The organism is Serratia sp. CY71090, assembly GCF_052166845.1.
Lineage (GTDB): Bacteria > Pseudomonadota > Gammaproteobacteria > Enterobacterales > Enterobacteriaceae > Serratia > Serratia nematodiphila.
This window is the reverse complement of record NZ_JBJNOA010000001.1, coordinates 1,041,301-1,056,714: the sequence shown is the minus strand read 5'-3', so window position 1 is coordinate 1,056,714 and position 15,414 is coordinate 1,041,301. Positions and strand designations below refer to the sequence as shown.

11 protein-coding genes and 1 pseudogene are annotated in these 15,414 nt (G+C 60.9%); 7 read left to right on the top strand and 5 right to left on the bottom strand.

Translation table 11 applies throughout. The features are described from left to right. Positions 1-109: 109 nt before the first annotated feature. The 4 genes from folM to ACJ8OK_RS04985 all read left to right on the top strand — a co-directional run bounded on the left by folM (position 110) and on the right by ACJ8OK_RS04985 (position 4,468). Positions 110-832: a dihydromonapterin reductase gene (gene folM / locus ACJ8OK_RS05000; protein WP_016927586.1), complete on the top strand. Its 723-nt coding sequence runs from the start codon at positions 110-112 to the stop codon at positions 830-832. A gap of 75 nt (positions 833-907) precedes the next feature. After that, entirely contained in the window at positions 908-1,633 is a 726-nt protein-coding gene (gene rstA / locus ACJ8OK_RS04995; protein ID WP_004938307.1) for a two-component system response regulator RstA, read from the top strand. Beyond that, positions 1,630-2,934, top strand: coding sequence for a two-component system sensor histidine kinase RstB (rstB, locus tag ACJ8OK_RS04990; RefSeq protein WP_031299665.1), 1,305 nt, complete (start codon positions 1,630-1,632; stop codon positions 2,932-2,934). The genes rstA and rstB overlap by 4 nt, the downstream gene beginning before the upstream one ends. A gap of 34 nt (positions 2,935-2,968) precedes the next feature. After that, positions 2,969-4,468 carry a carboxypeptidase M32 gene (locus tag ACJ8OK_RS04985; RefSeq protein ID WP_015377988.1) on the top strand — a complete coding sequence of 500 codons (1,500 nt, stop codon included), beginning with the start codon at positions 2,969-2,971 and terminating at the stop codon, positions 4,466-4,468. A gap of 166 nt (positions 4,469-4,634) precedes the next feature. Here the strand turns inward: ACJ8OK_RS04985 and ACJ8OK_RS04980 are convergent. Continuing rightward, a pseudogene (locus ACJ8OK_RS04980) lies at positions 4,635-5,502 on the bottom strand (alpha/beta fold hydrolase). A gap of 184 nt (positions 5,503-5,686) precedes the next feature. On the opposite strand from ACJ8OK_RS04980, the gene asr reads away from it, so the two are divergent. Then, positions 5,687-5,962, top strand: a complete 276-nt coding sequence (gene asr, locus ACJ8OK_RS04975; RefSeq protein ID WP_004930450.1) for an acid resistance repetitive basic protein Asr — start codon at positions 5,687-5,689, stop codon at positions 5,960-5,962. A 294-nt stretch (positions 5,963-6,256) separates the two neighbouring features. Continuing rightward, positions 6,257-7,069, top strand: coding sequence for a trypsin-like serine peptidase (locus tag ACJ8OK_RS04970; protein WP_033632938.1), 813 nt, complete (start codon positions 6,257-6,259; stop codon positions 7,067-7,069). A 96-nt stretch (positions 7,070-7,165) separates the two neighbouring features. On the opposite strand, the gene hrpA is transcribed toward ACJ8OK_RS04970, so the two are convergent. Beyond that, the gene (gene hrpA, locus ACJ8OK_RS04965) at positions 7,166-11,053 is read right to left on the bottom strand and encodes an ATP-dependent RNA helicase HrpA (RefSeq protein WP_442530412.1); all 3,888 of its coding nucleotides are present in this window, start codon (positions 11,051-11,053) and stop codon (positions 7,166-7,168) included. A 269-nt stretch (positions 11,054-11,322) separates the two neighbouring features. On the opposite strand from hrpA, the gene azoR reads away from it, so the two are divergent. Next, positions 11,323-11,928, top strand: coding sequence for an FMN-dependent NADH-azoreductase (gene azoR, locus ACJ8OK_RS04960; RefSeq protein ID WP_016927576.1), 606 nt, complete (start codon positions 11,323-11,325; stop codon positions 11,926-11,928). A gap of 118 nt (positions 11,929-12,046) precedes the next feature. Here azoR and ACJ8OK_RS04955 read toward each other — a convergent pair whose 3' ends face one another. The 3 genes from ACJ8OK_RS04955 to ACJ8OK_RS04945 are packed head-to-tail and all read right to left on the bottom strand — an operon-like array spanning position 12,047 to position 15,185. Further along, a complete protein-coding gene (locus ACJ8OK_RS04955) occupies positions 12,047-12,370 on the bottom strand; it encodes a YdbL family protein (RefSeq protein WP_015377995.1) in 324 nt (107 codons plus the stop codon). A gap of 8 nt (positions 12,371-12,378) precedes the next feature. Further along, positions 12,379-12,576, bottom strand: a complete 198-nt coding sequence (locus ACJ8OK_RS04950) for a YnbE family lipoprotein (protein WP_004930472.1) — start codon at positions 12,574-12,576, stop codon at positions 12,379-12,381. Further along, the gene (locus ACJ8OK_RS04945) at positions 12,573-15,185 is read right to left on the bottom strand and encodes a YdbH family protein (protein ID WP_442530411.1); all 2,613 of its coding nucleotides are present in this window, start codon (positions 15,183-15,185) and stop codon (positions 12,573-12,575) included. Before ACJ8OK_RS04945 ends, ACJ8OK_RS04950 begins: the two co-directional genes overlap by 4 nt. Between the last annotated feature and the right edge of the window lie 229 nt (positions 15,186-15,414).

Sequence of the window (15,414 nt, the reverse complement as noted above, 5' to 3'; positions counted from 1 at the left end):
GGGGATCTTACATCCAGAAATGGATAATCATGCGAAGCTTTAACGACTTTCCGCCGTATGATGGCATAATTCCCCTATTGTTTGCCAGTCTGTCCAGGAGCTTTAATCAATGGAACACCCCAACTCTGCCCCGGTGCTGATTACCGGCGGCGCGCGGCGCATCGGGCTGGCGCTCGCCAGAGCGTTTCTCCAGCGCGGCGTTCCCGTCATCATCGCCTATCGCAGCGAATATCCGGCGATGACCGAGTTGAAAGCCTTGGGCGCCAGTTGTATTCAAGGCGATTTTTCCACGCACGAAGGTATCTACCGTTTCGCCGACCAGGTGCGGCAGGTGGCGCCCAAATTGCGCGCGGTGATCCACAACGCCAGCGCCTGGCAGGCCGAGTCGGCGGAAGTGCCGCCGGAGCAAGTGATGGCGGCGATGCTGCAAATTCACGTCTATACGCCCTATTTGCTCAACCAACTGCTCGAGTCTTGCCTGACCGGCCAGGGCCAGGCAGGCGCTGACATTATCCATCTGACCGACTACGTGGTGGAAAAAGGCAGCGACAAACATATCGCCTACGCCGCCAGCAAGGCCGCGCTGGACAATATGACCCGATCGTTCGCCCGCAAGCTGGCGCCGGAGGTGAAGGTCAACGCCATCGCGCCGGCGCTGATCATCTTCAATCCGGGCGACGATGAAGCCTACCGCCAACAAGCGCTGGCGAAATCGCTGATGAAGGTCGCGCCGGGCGAGAGCGAAGTGGTCAATCTGGTGAACTACCTGCTGGAGAGCCGTTACGTGACCGGCCGCACCCACGGCGTCGACGGCGGGCGGCCGCTGCGCTGAGGCAAAGATCCGCATGGCGCATCGCTGTAGGCCGCGCTATGCTGAAATCCGCTTTTCTTATTAAAACACGGGCATATGCATAAAATTGTTTTTGTGGAAGACGATCCTGAAGTCGGCAAGCTGATCGCCGCCTATCTGGGCAAACACGACATCGAGGTGCTGATCGAACCGCGCGGCGACAGCGCGCAGGCGCGCATTGAGCGCGAGCAACCCGATTTGGTGCTGCTGGACATCATGCTGCCCGGCAAAGACGGCATGACGCTGTGCCGCGATCTGCGCCCTACCTTCCCCGGCCCGATCGTGCTACTCACCTCGCTCGACAGCGACATGAACCATATTCTGTCGCTGGAGATGGGCGCCAACGACTATATCCTGAAAACCACGCCGCCGGCGGTGTTACTGGCCCGCCTGCGTTTGCACCTGCGCCAACACAGCCAGCAGCCGAAAGAAGAGTCGGTTCAGCCGCTCACCCAGCACAACGCGCTGCATTTCGGGCTGTTGTGCATCGATCCGGTCAACCGGCAGGTCACGCTGGGCGAAGAAACGATCACCCTGTCCACCTCGGATTTCGATTTGTTGTGGGAATTGGCGACCCACGCCGGGCAGATCATGGATCGTGAGGCGTTGCTGCAAAACCTGCGCGGCGTAAGCTATGACGGCATGGATCGCAGCATCGACGTGGCGATCTCCCGCCTGCGCCGCAAGCTGTACGATAACGCGCTGGAACCGTTCCGCATCAAGACCGTGCGCAATAAAGGCTATCTGTTCGCCCCTAACGCCTGGGCATCGGTGCAACAATGAGAAAACTTTTCGTCCAGTTCTTCCTGTTGCTGTTCGTCTGTTTTCTGGTGATGGCGATGCTGGTTGGCCTGGTGTACAAGGTGACCGCCGAGCGCGCCGGCCGCCAGTCGATGGACGATCTGATGAAAAGTTCGCTGTACCTGATGCGCAGCGAGCTGCGCGAAATCCCGTTGAAGGACTGGAACAAGACCATCGCCACGCTGGATCTCAATCTGTCGTTCAAACTGCATATCGAACCGCTCGGCAAACAGGCGCTGAGCGAGGATCTGAAAAAACGGCTGCGGCTGGGGGAAATCATCGCCCTCGACGATCAGTACACCTTTATGCAGCGCATTCCGCGCAGCCACTACGTGTTAGTGGTCGGCCCAATTCCTTATCTGTTCTACCTGCACCAGATGCGCCTGCTGGATCTGGTATTGCTGGTGTTTATCGGCATGTCGCTGGCGCTGCCGGTGTTTCTGTGGATGCGGCCGCACTGGCAAGACCTGCTCAAATTGGAAAACGCCGCCCAGCGGCTCGGCGCCGGGCATCTGGATGAGCGCACCCACTTCGATCCCACATCCAGCCTGAGCCGTCTCGGCGTGGCGTTCAACCAAATGGCCGACAGCGTCAACACCCTGATCGCCAGCAAGAAACAGCTGATCGACGGCATCGCGCACGAGCTGCGAACGCCGCTGGTGCGCCTGCGTTACCGGCTCGAAATGAGCGATAATCTGTCCGAAAGCGAGCAGCAGGCGCTGAACCGCGATATCGGCCAGCTGGAGTCGCTGATCGACGAGCTGCTGACCTATGCCCGTTTGGACCGCCCGCAGGTTGCGTTAAACATTGAACCCATCGATCTGCCAAAATGGCTTGAGGACAAGGTCGATGATATCCGTCTTATTCATCAGGAACGTGACATCCAGCTCGATATCCCACACGTCGGCGACTTCGGCGGCGTCGATCTGCGCCTGATGGAGCGCGTGCTCGACAACCTGGTCAACAACGCGCTGCGCTATTCCGAACAGCGTCTGCGCGTCGGCCTGTGGTTTGACGGCGACCTCGCCTGCTTGCAGGTCGAAGACGACGGGCCGGGCATTCCGCCGGAAGAGCGTGAACGGGTGTTTGAACCTTTCGTCCGTCTCGACCCCAGCCGCGATCGCGCTACCGGCGGCTGCGGGTTGGGACTGGCCATCGTCCATTCCATCGCCGTCGCCTACCAGGGGCAGGTGTTCGTCGAAGGCAGTTCGCTCGGCGGCGCCAGTTTCCGTTTCTGCTGGCCGGTAAAGCCGACATTCAGTTTAAAAGCCGATCTGGCATAATGCCGCCAGACCTTCTCATTGGAGCCGAATAATAATGACATCTGCACATTCCAACACGTCTGCTTACGATCACCTGCGCGCCCTGTTCAGCCGGTTGTCGCGTTTCGGCCACCTGTCCGCCATCGCCGGTTGGGACATGCAAACCATGATGCCACCGGGCGGCAGCAAGGCGCGCTCCGAAGCGCTGGCCGAGCTGAGCGTGCTGCAGCACCAGATTTTAACGGCACAAAGCACCGGCGCGCTGTTGGATCGCGCGCAGCAAGAGACGCTGGACGAACTCGACCGCGCCAACCTGCGCGAAATGCGCCGCCAATATGAAGACGCCGTGCTGCTGCCGGCGTCGCTGGTCGAGGCCAAGTCGCTCGCGGGTGCGCGCTGCGAACACGCCTGGCGCGCCCAGCGCCCAGCCAACGATTGGGACGGCTTCGCCGACAACCTGCGCGAGGTGGTCAAGCTCAGCCGGGAAGAGGCGCAGATCCGCGCGCAGGCGGCCGGCACAAGCCGCTATGATGCCCTGCTCAACCTGTATGAGCCGGGCATGCGCAGCAGCGATCTCGACCGCATCTTCGGCGATCTGAAAACCTGGCTGCCGGATCTGCTGCAGCGCGTGGTGGCCAAACAAGCTAATGAGCCCTGCCAGGCGCCACAAGGCCCGTTCAATGTGGACACCCAGCGTCAGCTGAGCCTGAGCGTGATGAAACTGCTCGGTTTCAACTTCGACAATGGCCGCGTCGACGTCAGCGCCCACCCGTTCTGCGGCGGCGTGCCGGAAGATGTACGCATCACCACGCGTTACAACGAGAAAGAGTTTCTGACCGCGCTGCTCGGCATCGTGCACGAGACCGGCCACGCCCGCTACGAGCAAAACCTGCCGCGCGATCTGCTTGGCCAGCCGGTCGCCCTGGCCCGTTCTACCGCTATCCACGAATCACAGAGCCTGCTGTTCGAAATGCAGCTGGCGCGCGGCAATGAATTCCTGAAAATCTTGCGTCCGTTAGTCACCGCGCAGTTTGGCGAACAGCCGGCGCTGGAAGAGACCAACTTCATTCGCCTCAACCAGCGCGTTAAACCGGGCCTGATCCGCGTCGACGCCGACGAAGTGAGCTATCCTGCTCACGTCATCCTGCGCTACGAAATTGAAAAAGCGCTGATCGAAGGCGATATCGAAGTGGAAGACATTCCGGCGCTGTGGAATGAGAAGATGAGTGCTTACCTCGGCCTCGACACCATCGGCAACTACCGCAACGGCTGCATGCAGGATATTCACTGGACCGACGGTGCCTTCGGCTACTTCCCGACTTACACCCTCGGCGCGATGTACGCCGCGCAGCTGTTCCACAGCGTGCGTCAGGCCCTGCCTTCGCTGAACGAAGATATCGCCGCCGGCAACCTGCAGCCGCTGTTCCACTGGCTGCAGCACAACATCTGGCGCCACGGCAGCCGTTTCCCGACCGAGACGCTGATCGCCAACGCAACCGGCGAAGCGCTCAACCCACGCTATTTCCGTCAGCATTTGGAAAACCGCTACCTGTAATCTCCCCTGGCGCGGCCCTGCCGCGCCCTTTTCCCACCTGCAAGACCGGATAATGCTTCATAACGCACGTTCTGTGCCGACATCGCCTTGGCTACAGAGCGGCGGGTGGCGACCCACCATTAGTATGTTGTAACTAAAATAGCCAAAACGCTGGCGATCCGGCTTATCATCCCAGCGCATGACGGGCGATCATCGCCGCCAGCTGCAGCCTCAACGGCGCAGGCAGGTCATGCCCCATGCCCGGCATAATATGCAATTTGGCGTTGACGACCGCGCGGGCGATCGCCGTGAATGACCAGCGTCGGCGCGGCTATGCGCCGGCTGTAGCGACGCAGATCGCCGCTGCCGAGCAACGCGGAAAGTTGCCGCTGCACGCCTTCGGGATCCACGCCCCGCTTCAACAACCGATTCACCAATGCATCCAGCTCCGCCTCCTCCGGCGGATAAAACCGGGTACCGAGCGCGCGCAGGAAGGCCTTCATTCCCTCGTGGCGCTGCTGCAGCGTCAAATCGGCCGCCGGCCGGCGCACCAACAGCCACAGTAGCGAAGGCGCCGGCGGTGGCAACAGCGGCTGATTGGTGCTGGAGAACAAGATGCATAACGAGGCGACGCGCTGCGGGTATTCGGCGGCCAGCACCTGGGCGATCATCCCCCCCATCGAAGCACCCAGTACGTGAGCCTGCGGGATGCGTAAATGATCGAGCAGATGCGCCGCGTCCGTCGCCATGTCCGCCAGGGTATAAGGCACCGGCGTTTGCCAACCGAGCTGGGCGCGCAGCATCAGCAGCCACAACGGCTGCGTGCGTTGCGCCTGCGTTTTGCCGGAAAGGCCGACATCGCGGTTGTCATAACGGATCACCCGAAACCCCTGAGCCACCAGGGCGCGGCAGAAGTCATCAGGCCACAGCAACAGCTGCGCGCCGATGCCCATGATGAGCAGCAGCGGCGGGTGCGCCTCATCGCCCCAGTCCTCATAGGCCAGCGGCACCTCGCCCTGTTCGGTTACGCCATAACGAATCACTATCTCGTTCATTTTAAATCCCTTTTATCGCGCCTGGTGGTCATTATAGCAGCAATCCCCTCGCCGCCGTCGCCCTGTACATTAGGTTACATGCCGAAACCAATCACTCACGGAAAGCCGGGCGCCGTTTGCCTACTATCATTTCAACGGCCCCGCAGTGGGGTTGATACCCAAAAGTCATGTTGAGGATTCTACGATGAAAAAAGTATTAGCTCTGGTTGTTGCCGCTGCAATGGGTCTGTCTTCCGTGGCTTTCGCTGCCGAGGCTGCCACCACCGCACCTGCGGCAACCGCAACCACCGCCACCGCTGCGCCGGCTAAAGCTCAGGTGAAACACCACGGCAAGAAAGCGCCGGTACAGAAAGCGCAGGCGGCCAAGAAGCATCACAAAAAAGCCGTGAAGAAAGCCCCGGCGCAAAAAGCCCAGGCGGCTAAAAAGCACCACAAGAAAACCAGCCACAAAAAAGCGTAATGACGTGAGGGTCCCCTCACCGCTTCAGGCTTGACGTGTACGACACCCGGTTCGCCGGGTGTTTTTTCATCGGGGGGTTCTCATTGATGCTGCGCCGCTACCTGTTCGAGATCGTTCTGACCGCCCTGATCCTTTGCGGACTGATCGCCGTCTTTTTTTACCTGTAGCCTGCCGCGTCGCCGGCGGGAAATTATTGAAAAATCAATTATTGCCCATCCACATGGCTGCTAAATCAGTCTATAGTTAGCATTCAGTGTGTTTATGGATGATCCGTATTTGTCAGGCAAGAGATCTATGCGCATATCCGTTTTACTGTTGCTGTGCTCACTCCCGCTCATCGCTGCTCAGGCGGCACGCGCCGACGGCCCGTCCAAGGCCGAGCAAACGCGTCTGTTTTTCGGCAAAGATGAACGAATCAAGGTCACGGATACCGCCGCCCAGCCGTGGCAGGCCATCGGCCAGGTCGAAACCGCCAGCGGCAATCTGTGTACCGCCACGCTGATCTCCCCGCACCTGGCGCTGACCGCCGGCCACTGCGTGCTGGCGCCGCCCGGGCAACTGGATAAAGCCATCGCTCTGCGCTTTGTGGCAGGCGATAAATCCTGGCAGTATCAAACCGGCGATATCGAGACCCTGGTCGACAGCAAGCTGGGCAAAAAGCTGAAGCCGGACGGCGATGGCTGGATCGTCCCGCCCGCTGCGGCCGCTTATGACTTTGCGCTGATCCGTCTGAAAGACAAAAAGCCGCTGCCGATCGCACCGTTGCCGCTGTGGCAAGGCGACAGCAAGGCGCTGACCCAGGCCCTGAAACAGGCCAAACGGCTGATCACTCAGGCGGGTTACCCGGAGGATCATCTGGATGACCTCTACAGCCACCAAAACTGCAAGGTCACCGGCTGGGCCCAGCAAGGCGTACTGTCGCACCAGTGTGATACCCTGCCCGGCGACAGCGGCTCACCGCTGCTGTTGAAAACCGCCGACGGCTGGCAGCTGATCGCCATCCAAAGCTCGGCGCCGGCGGCGAAAGATCGCTATCGCGCCGATAACCGCGCCCTGGCGGTGCCCGGCATCCGCGACGCGCTGGACGCCCTGGCGGCGGGCAAGTAGCTCTCGCAACGGCGCATCAAGCGCCGTTGCTGCTTATCTGTTCCCTGAATTTCAACTTGCGCTGCGCCGGCCGCTTGCCGGCCGGCGCGCCTGAGCTTAGCCCGAAAGCTGTTCGATGGTTTGCAGAATGCGCTTGTCGGAGATCGGGTAAGGCGTGCCCAACTGCTGCGCGAACAGGCTGACGCGCAGTTCCTCGATCATCCAGCGCACCGCTTTCACCTCTTCTTCCTGCTGCCGCTTCGGCGGCAGCTTGTTCAGCCACTGCTGCCACGCCTGCTGCACCTGCTCCACCCGCAGCATCTGCGCGCGATCGCGGTGTGGATCGATAGCCAGTTTCTCCAGCCGGCGCTCGATCGCCTGCAGGTAACGCAGCGTGTCCGGCAGGCGTTTCCATCCGTTGCCGGTGACGAAGCCACGGTAGACCAGGCCACCGAGCTGGGTCTTGATATCCGACAGCGCCAGCGCCAACGACATGTCCACCCGGCCTTTCAGCCGCTTGTTGATATTGAAGACCGCCGTCAGGATCTGCTCAACCTGCTTGGCCACCTCGACCACCGTGTCGTTCAGCTCGGCGCGGATCCGCTCTTGCAAACGCGCAAAGCCTTCTTCCTGCCAGACCGGGCCGCCGTGTTCGGCGATCAGCTTGTCGATGCCGCACGAAATGCAGTCGTCGATCAGCTCCAGTACCTTGCCGTACGGGTTGAAATAAAGCCCCAGTTTGGCCTTGTTCGGCAGCTTCTCATGCAGATATTTGATCGGCGAAGGAATATTCAGCAACAGCAGGCGGCGCGTGCCCTGCCACATCGCCTGTTGCTGCTCGCTTTCGCTGTCGAACAGGCGGATCGCCACGCTGTCCTTCTCATCCACCAGCGCCGGGTAGGCCTTCATCGAATAGCCGCCGCGCTTCTGCTCGTAGAACGCCGGCAGTTGGCCAAAGCTCCAGACATGCAGATTGCTCTGCTCCAGCCCGTCATCGGCCACCGCCGACAGCGTCTCCTGCACCTTCTCTTTCAGCTGCAGGCGCAACGCGGCCAGGTCTTTGCCTTCGCGCAGCGTCTGGTTCTTCTCGCCCACCACGCGGAAAGTCATTTTCAGGTGATCGGGCACCTGATCCCACTGCCAGTCATCACGTGACACGGTCACGCCAGTCATGCGCCGCAGCTCGCGCTCCAGCGCGTCCAGCAGCGGCAATTCCAGCGCCGTAACGCGGCCGAGGAATGCTTCGGCGTAGTTCGGCGCCGGCACGAAGTTGCGGCGCACCGGTTTCGGCAGCGACTTGATCAGCGCGATCACCAGCTCACGGCGGATGCCGGGGATCTGCCACTCGAAGCCCTGCTCCTCCACCTGATTGAGGATCGGCAACGGAATGTGCACCGTCACGCCGTCGGCGTCGGTGCCCGGTTCAAACTGGTAGCTCAGCCGCAGCTTGAGATTGCCCTGATGCCAGAAGTTCGGGTAGTCCAGCGCGCTGATCTTGTTGGCGCCCTCCTTAATCAGCATCTCTTTTTCGAAGTTCAGCAGGTCGGGCTGCTGTTTGGCGGCATTCTTCCACCAGCTGTCGAAATGACGGCCGGAAACCACGTCGTTGGGGATGCGGCGATCGTAGAAGCCGAACAGCGTCTCGTCGTCCACCAGAATGTCGCGGCGGCGCGATTTATGCTCCAGCTCTTCCACTTCGGCGCGCAGCTTTTGGTTTTCACGGAAGAAGGCGTGGCGCGTCTGCCAGTCCCCCTCCACCAGCGCATGGCGGATAAACAGCTCACGGCACAGCAATGGATCGATGGCGCCGTAATTGACCTGGCGCGCCGCGACGATCGGCAAACCGAACAGCGTGACCTTTTCGCTGGCCATCACCGCCCCTTGCGACTTCGACCAGTGCGGCTCGCTGTAGCTGTGTTTCACCAGATGCTGAGCCAGCGGCTCGATCCATTCCGGTTCGATGCGCGCGGCGATGCGCCCCCACAGGCGGCTGGTTTCCACCAGTTCGGCCACCATGGTCCACTTCGGCGGCTTCTTGAACAGGCCGGAGCCGGGGAAGATTGAGAAGCGGGCATTGCGCGCGCCGGTGTATTCCTGCTTGTCCGCATCCTTCTGGCCAATGTGCGACAGCAAGCCGGTCAGCAGCGCGGTGTGCACGCTGCGGTAGTCGGAAGGCGTGCTGTTGATCGGCAGCCCCAGCTCTTTCACCACCTGGCGCAGCTGGGTATAGATATCCTGCCACTCGCGCACCCGCAGGTAGTTGAGGAAATCGTTGCGGCACAGCCGGCGGAACTGGCTGGAAGAGTTCGCCTTTTGCTGCTCCTGCAGATAATCCCACAGATTGACGAACGCCAGGAAATCGGAGTCTTTGTCGGCGAAGCGGCGGTGTTTTTCGTCCGAGGCCTGCTGCTTGTCCATCGGGCGCTCACGCGGATCCTGAATCGATAGCGCGGCGGTGATGATCATCACCTCGCGCACGCTGCCGCTCTTCTGCGCTTCCAGCACCATGCGCGCCAGACGCGGGTCAATCGGCAACTGCGCCAGCTGCCGGCCTTGCGGCGTCAGCTGATAGTGGCCGTTGTCGGCGGTGGCGATCGCCCCCAGCTCTTCCAGCAGGCGCACGCCATCCTGAATGTTGCGTTTATCCGGCGCTTCGACGAACGGAAACGCGGCGATGTCGCCCAGCCCCAGCGAGGTCATCTGCAGAATGACCGACGCCAGGTTGGTGCGCAGAATTTCCGGATCGGTAAACGCCGGCCGCGACAGGAAGTCCTGTTCGGAATACAAGCGAATGCACACCCCTTCCGATACGCGGCCGCAGCGCCCTTTACGCTGGTTGGCGGAAGCCTGGGACACCGGCTCGATCGGCAGGCGCTGCACCTTGGTGCGGAAGCTGTAGCGGCTGATGCGCGCGGTGCCCGGATCGATGACGTACTTGATGCCCGGCACCGTCAGCGAGGTTTCCGCCACGTTGGTGGCCAGCACGATGCGGCGACCGTGGTGCGACTGGAACACCCGGTTCTGCTCGCTGTTCGACAGGCGCGCATACAGCGGCAGCACTTCGGTGTGCGGCAAATTGAGGCGGTTCAGAGCGTCGGCGGTGTCGCGGATCTCTCGCTCGCCGCTCATGAAGATCAGAATGTCGCCCGGCCCTTCGCGCCCAAGCTCGTCCACCGCATCGAAAATCGCCTGCAGCTGGTCGCGGTCGGTATCGTCGCCGTCGTCGACCACCGGGCGGTAACGCACCTCCACCGGGTAAGTGCGGCCGGAAACCTCGATGATCGGCGCATTGTTGAAGTGGCGCGAGAAGCGCTGCGGATCGATGGTCGCCGAGGTGATGATCACCTTGAGATCCGGGCGCTTCGGCAGCAGTTCACGCAGGTAGCCGAGAATAAAGTCGATGTTGAGGCTGCGCTCGTGCGCTTCATCGATGATCAGCGTGTCGTACTGCATCAGCAGGCGATCCTGCTGAATTTCCGCCAGCAAGATGCCGTCGGTCATCAGCTTGACCAGGGTGTTTTCCCCGACCTGATCGTTGAAGCGCACCTTGTAACCGACGCTGCCGCCGAGCGGGGTTTCCAGCTCGTCGGCGATGCGGTTGGCGACGGTGCGCGCCGCCAGGCGGCGCGGCTGGGTGTGGCCGATCAGCCCTTTCACCCCACGCCCCAGCTCCAGACAGATCTTCGGCAACTGGGTGGTTTTCCCCGAGCCGGTCTCCCCGGCAACGATCACCACCTGGTGATCGCGGACAGCGTTTAAAATGTCCTGCTTTTTCTGACTGACCGGCAGGCTTTCCGGATAGGTAATGCGCGGGCAAGACGCGGCGCGCGCCAGCACTTTTTGCCGCGCCGCCGCGATGTCGCTTTCCACTTCGGCGGCGACCGCCAGCTGGGCATCGGGATTTTTGATTTTTCGTGCGCCATGCAGGCGACGACGCAGGCGTTGTTGATCGCGGAGCATCAGCTCGCCCAGTTGGGCCGGCAGTGCCTCGAGCGGAGATTTCACGTTCAGTGTTCCTTGTTTCTTCGCCGCCAAGACCAGGCTTAGCAACGGTTTAATGTTTTTTTAGCGATTTTTTTGCTTTAGCCGCACAGCCTATCACAAACGGCTTTTTCGCCCTACTTCCGCGAGCAAAACCTCGGCATGTCATTCAATAAAATCGAACGAAGATCTCGAAATATTGCGCTATCACTGTTGGAGGAATGTGAATAGCATGTACTTCATGCAAGGGACGCTGAGTCCTGATGTCACTGTCACAACGTAAGGAATTATCGATGAGCAACGTATTGGTTCTGAAATCAAGCATCCTGGCGACCTACTCTCAGTCTAACCAACTGGCCGATTTCTTCGTAGAGCAATGGAGCAACGCCCATGGCGGCGACACCATCACCGTGCGCGATCTGGCCGCACAGCCAATCCCGGTGCTGGACGGCGAACTGGTTGGCGCGCTGCGCCCTTCCGATGCGCCGTTAACCCCGCGTCAACAAGAAGCGCTGGCGCTGTCGGACGAGCTGATCGCCGAGCTGCAGGCCAATGACGTCATCGTGATTGCCGCACCGATGTACAACTTCAACATCCCGACCCAGCTGAAAAACTATTTCGATCTGGTTGCCCGCGCCGGCGTGACCTTCCGCTACACCGAAAACGGTCCGGAAGGCCTGGTGAAAAACAAACGCGCCGTGATCCTGACCAGCCGCGGCGGCATCCATAAAGGCACCCCAACCGACCTGGTAGAACCTTACCTGCGTCTGTTCCTGGGCTTCATCGGCATTACCGACGTGGAGTTCGTCTTCGCGGAAGGTATCGCCTATGGCCCGGAAGTGGCGACCAAAGCCCAGGAAGACGCCAAAGCGGCCCTGTCTCAGGTGGTTGCTGCCTAAGACCCTGCGCAGGGGCGCTGTGCCCCTGCCGGACAAAAGGCAAGTCCTGTCAAACCTGCACTACCCTCATAATAATCATCTATCCGTATCATTTAGCGCGCCAGACGGCGCGCTTTTTTTATTTCTTCAACCATTGTCCGTTGATGCCGCGCACATACTCGCCGCTCTGCGCACGCGTCACCAGCTTCTGCCCCGCCATGCGTGCCACTTCGTCGACGGCGATATGGTTGCCGTCCGCCACTTCCTGATACTTCTCGGCGCGGCCGGCGTTGATGCGCTTCACCAGCGCCAGCGTTTCCGCATCCTGTTTCACCGGCGCAATATAGCCGCTCAGGGTTTCGCCCACCCGCCCTTGCTGCTTCGCCTCATCCAGCGTCAGCGCCATCGCCACGCTGCTGAACAGCCAGGCGGCGCCGGCCAGCCACACATAACGTTTTTTCATGTCGGCTCCTAGAACAGACCGCTTTGGGTTTTCAGCAGGTTTTCGACGTCCTTATCCACCTTGATATGAATCTCATGCTCGATCTTGACGTTCATATTGATGGTGATCGGATCCTTCGGCGTCGCCACCTCGATGCGCGGCACGCAGCCGCTCAGCAGCGAAACGCACAGCACCGCTGCCAGCGCCGACACACTCATGATTTTCATTGTTGCTCCCCAGGTTGTGAGAGGGCCTGCTCCAGCCACTCCTGTAAATTGTCGCCGAAGCGCAAACTGCGCCACAGCTGAAACACGTTTTCCTGATGGCGATAGTTCAGGATCACCTCGCGCTTGGCGCTTTTCTGCGGATTGATGCCGTCGATGCGCGCGCTCAGCGTCAGCTCGCCCAGGTTGTCGAGATCGACCCGGGCGTGCGAACGGTTGATTTCCATGTAGCGCAGCCAGTCGATCGCCGCGCCGGTCGCCAGGTTATTGCTGCCGATGGCGTCGGCCATGTCTTTGTCCAGCCGCAGCGTCAGGGTGCCGGCGTTGGCGATCCAGCCGTTTTGCACCAGCCATTTCGGGTGATTCAGGAACAGCGGCAGTTCGCCGTCGACCCGGCCGGACATGGCGAACTGCTTCGGTTTCAGGGCGGTGAACAACGCGCTGAGATCGACCTTGTCCAGCTTCAGCACCGCGGCGTCATGCTGCGGCAACCGCAGCGCCGACAGGCTGATATGCCCGTTGAGCATGTCCACGCCGACGTTGCTCAACGTCAGCGGCTGCCTTTCGCTATAAGGATAGGTGCCCTGCAGATCGGCGGAAATATTCTGCATCTCGAACAGGTTGGTGAAAGACTTGATGCGCAGCGACACCGGCTGTTTGGCCCCCAATTGCCACTGATGCTGCTTGAACCGGTACGACAGGATAAAATCCAGGCCGCTCATCTCGCCGTCCTTCAGCCACATGCCGCCGTTTTTCACCACCCAGTGGCCACCGGCCTCGAACCCCTGTTCGCGAGCGGCGGAAAACGCCGACTGCGCGTAAAACTCGCCGTCGCGCAGCGTGAGATTGAGATCCGGCGCCAGCAGCGGTTGGAACACCTTCAGCGACTGTTTCGGCCACCAGGCTTCGCCGCGCAGACGTTCGCCGTCCCAACGGCCGCGCAGCGCGATCGGCCCAATCTGTTGCGCCTGCAGTTTGCCCTGCAGTTGGAAACTGTCCGGTGAACGGCCGTTTACCTGCAGCGCCAGCACCGGCGCCGGCAGATAGCCGCCATCGCTGAAGCTGACCTTATCCGCCGCCAGCTGCAACTCGCCGTTGAACTGCGGACTTTGTTCATCACGCCGCCAGCGCAGCGGCTGATTGAGGCTCAGGCGCGGCGCGGCGACCGTCACCAGACCGTACTTCAACTTATCGAAGCCGGTGGAAAGTTTGTCGAGCACCAACTCACTGTCGCGCCAACGGCCGCTGCCGGCGACGTCCCAGGCGGCCTGCAGCGGCGGCAAGCGGCCATTGCCCCAGTAACGCCATTGCCAGTGGCCCTTGTCCGGCCAGAAATCCTGTGCCTGGCCGTCCAGGTGCAGCTTGAAGCGGCCCCAGTAACTGTCGCTGGCGCTCAAAATCGCCTGTAGGCGGCCGGTGATGCCGGCGGCGGTCACCTTCACGCCCGCCAGCGGCAAACGCGCCTCTTCCAGCGTCATTTCCGGCGTCACCTTGCCCCACAGGCGCAGCAGCGAACCGGGCTGCAGCACCAGCGTCGGGTTGAGAATGCTGCCGCCGATCACACCCGGGATCGACGCGGTAGTGGAAAAGTCGGCCAGATTGGCCTGGCCGGTCAGTTGGAAGCGCAGATCGCTGTCGGTCAACCCCACCTTGCCCGGCCCGAGGGTGAGCACCGCATTGCCCTTGCCGTTGTGACCCGCGGTGATCACGTTCAGCCGCGCGCTGATCTCCGTTTCATCCAGCCCTTTGCTCCAATCGTGCAGCGCGATGCTGAGCCCGCCGTTCAACGGCTGCTCGCTGTACGGCCAACGCCACTCGCCCTGCTTGATGCTGACCCGCTGCGGCGAGACTTCCCACGGCAACACCGCCAGCGGGCGATCGTCACCTTTCTCGCTCACCGTCAATACGCCCTGCTGCTGTTGCCAGCGCATGTCCAGCAATACCGGTTTTTCCAGATAGGCGGTTTGCATTTCCCCCTGCAACGCGCCCTGCGTCGGCAGGCTGGCCAGATCCAACGGGATGGTGATCTTGCCGGCGAGGTGCAAAGGTTGTGCGCTGTTGGGCGGAACCACGGTCAGGCTCTGCAACGTCAGCTGCTGTTTTTCATCCAGCTGCGCCTCGGCGCTGAGATTCGGGCCCCGATAATGCAGACGTTGCCCGTCGGGGCCGGAGGAGAGCTGCAGCTTGCCGGCATAGCGCTGCCAGGGAATGAGCGTCAGGTCATTAATGGTGAGATCCAGCGGCGGCAGCTGTTGCTGCAGCTGATCGAGCGCCAGCGGCGCGCTGTTGGCGTCGCCACTCGGCAGTTTTGACAAACAGGCGCTATCGACGCTGACCTTATCGCTCGACAGCTGCCAGCGGCCCTGGCGGTAAACCAGCCGCGTCGGCCCGACGTTGGCCAACAGGCAATCTTGCGCAGTGAAACGCGCCCCCGTCAACGCCAGGCCGCCCTGGCGCCAGTGCAATTTGCCCTGCAATTCCAGGCGGCTCCCCGCCGGCAACCAATGCGATAACACCCCCGGCAGCCAGCGCGGCAAGGTTTGCCACAACGCCAGCACCAGGATTGCGCAGCCCGCCACCGTCCCTATGAATACTTTCAATCGCCTGGTCATTAAATGATTGCTTCGTTCCTGAGTTAGGCATTGGTTAAGTCTATGCCTGAATTGACAATAATGATGGCACGAATTTGACATAGGGTGAAGCCGAGCGGGCTCGCAGAAGCGATTTGCACCTTTTTGGCGCAAACGTGTGCGGGGTTGTAGATTTTCGTTACATATACATCACATAAACAGGACAGTTTTCAGACTTTTGTTATTGTTGTTACCGTTGATGATTAATAGT

Coding starts and splice junctions, on each gene's coding strand:
- folM (WP_016927586.1), top strand. CDS start 110: ATGGAACACCCCAACTCTGCCCCGGTGCTGATTACCGGCGGCGCGCGG.
- rstA (WP_004938307.1), top strand. CDS start 908: ATGCATAAAATTGTTTTTGTGGAAGACGATCCTGAAGTCGGCAAGCTG.
- rstB (WP_031299665.1), top strand. CDS start 1,630: ATGAGAAAACTTTTCGTCCAGTTCTTCCTGTTGCTGTTCGTCTGTTTT.
- ACJ8OK_RS04985 (WP_015377988.1), top strand. CDS start 2,969: ATGACATCTGCACATTCCAACACGTCTGCTTACGATCACCTGCGCGCC.
- asr (WP_004930450.1), top strand. CDS start 5,687: ATGAAAAAAGTATTAGCTCTGGTTGTTGCCGCTGCAATGGGTCTGTCT.
- ACJ8OK_RS04970 (WP_033632938.1), top strand. CDS start 6,257: ATGCGCATATCCGTTTTACTGTTGCTGTGCTCACTCCCGCTCATCGCT.
- azoR (WP_016927576.1), top strand. CDS start 11,323: ATGAGCAACGTATTGGTTCTGAAATCAAGCATCCTGGCGACCTACTCT.
- ACJ8OK_RS04955 (WP_015377995.1), bottom strand. CDS start 12,370: ATGAAAAAACGTTATGTGTGGCTGGCCGGCGCCGCCTGGCTGTTCAGC.
- ACJ8OK_RS04950 (WP_004930472.1), bottom strand. CDS start 12,576: ATGAAAATCATGAGTGTGTCGGCGCTGGCAGCGGTGCTGTGCGTTTCG.
- ACJ8OK_RS04945 (WP_442530411.1), bottom strand. CDS start 15,185: ATGACCAGGCGATTGAAAGTATTCATAGGGACGGTGGCGGGCTGCGCA.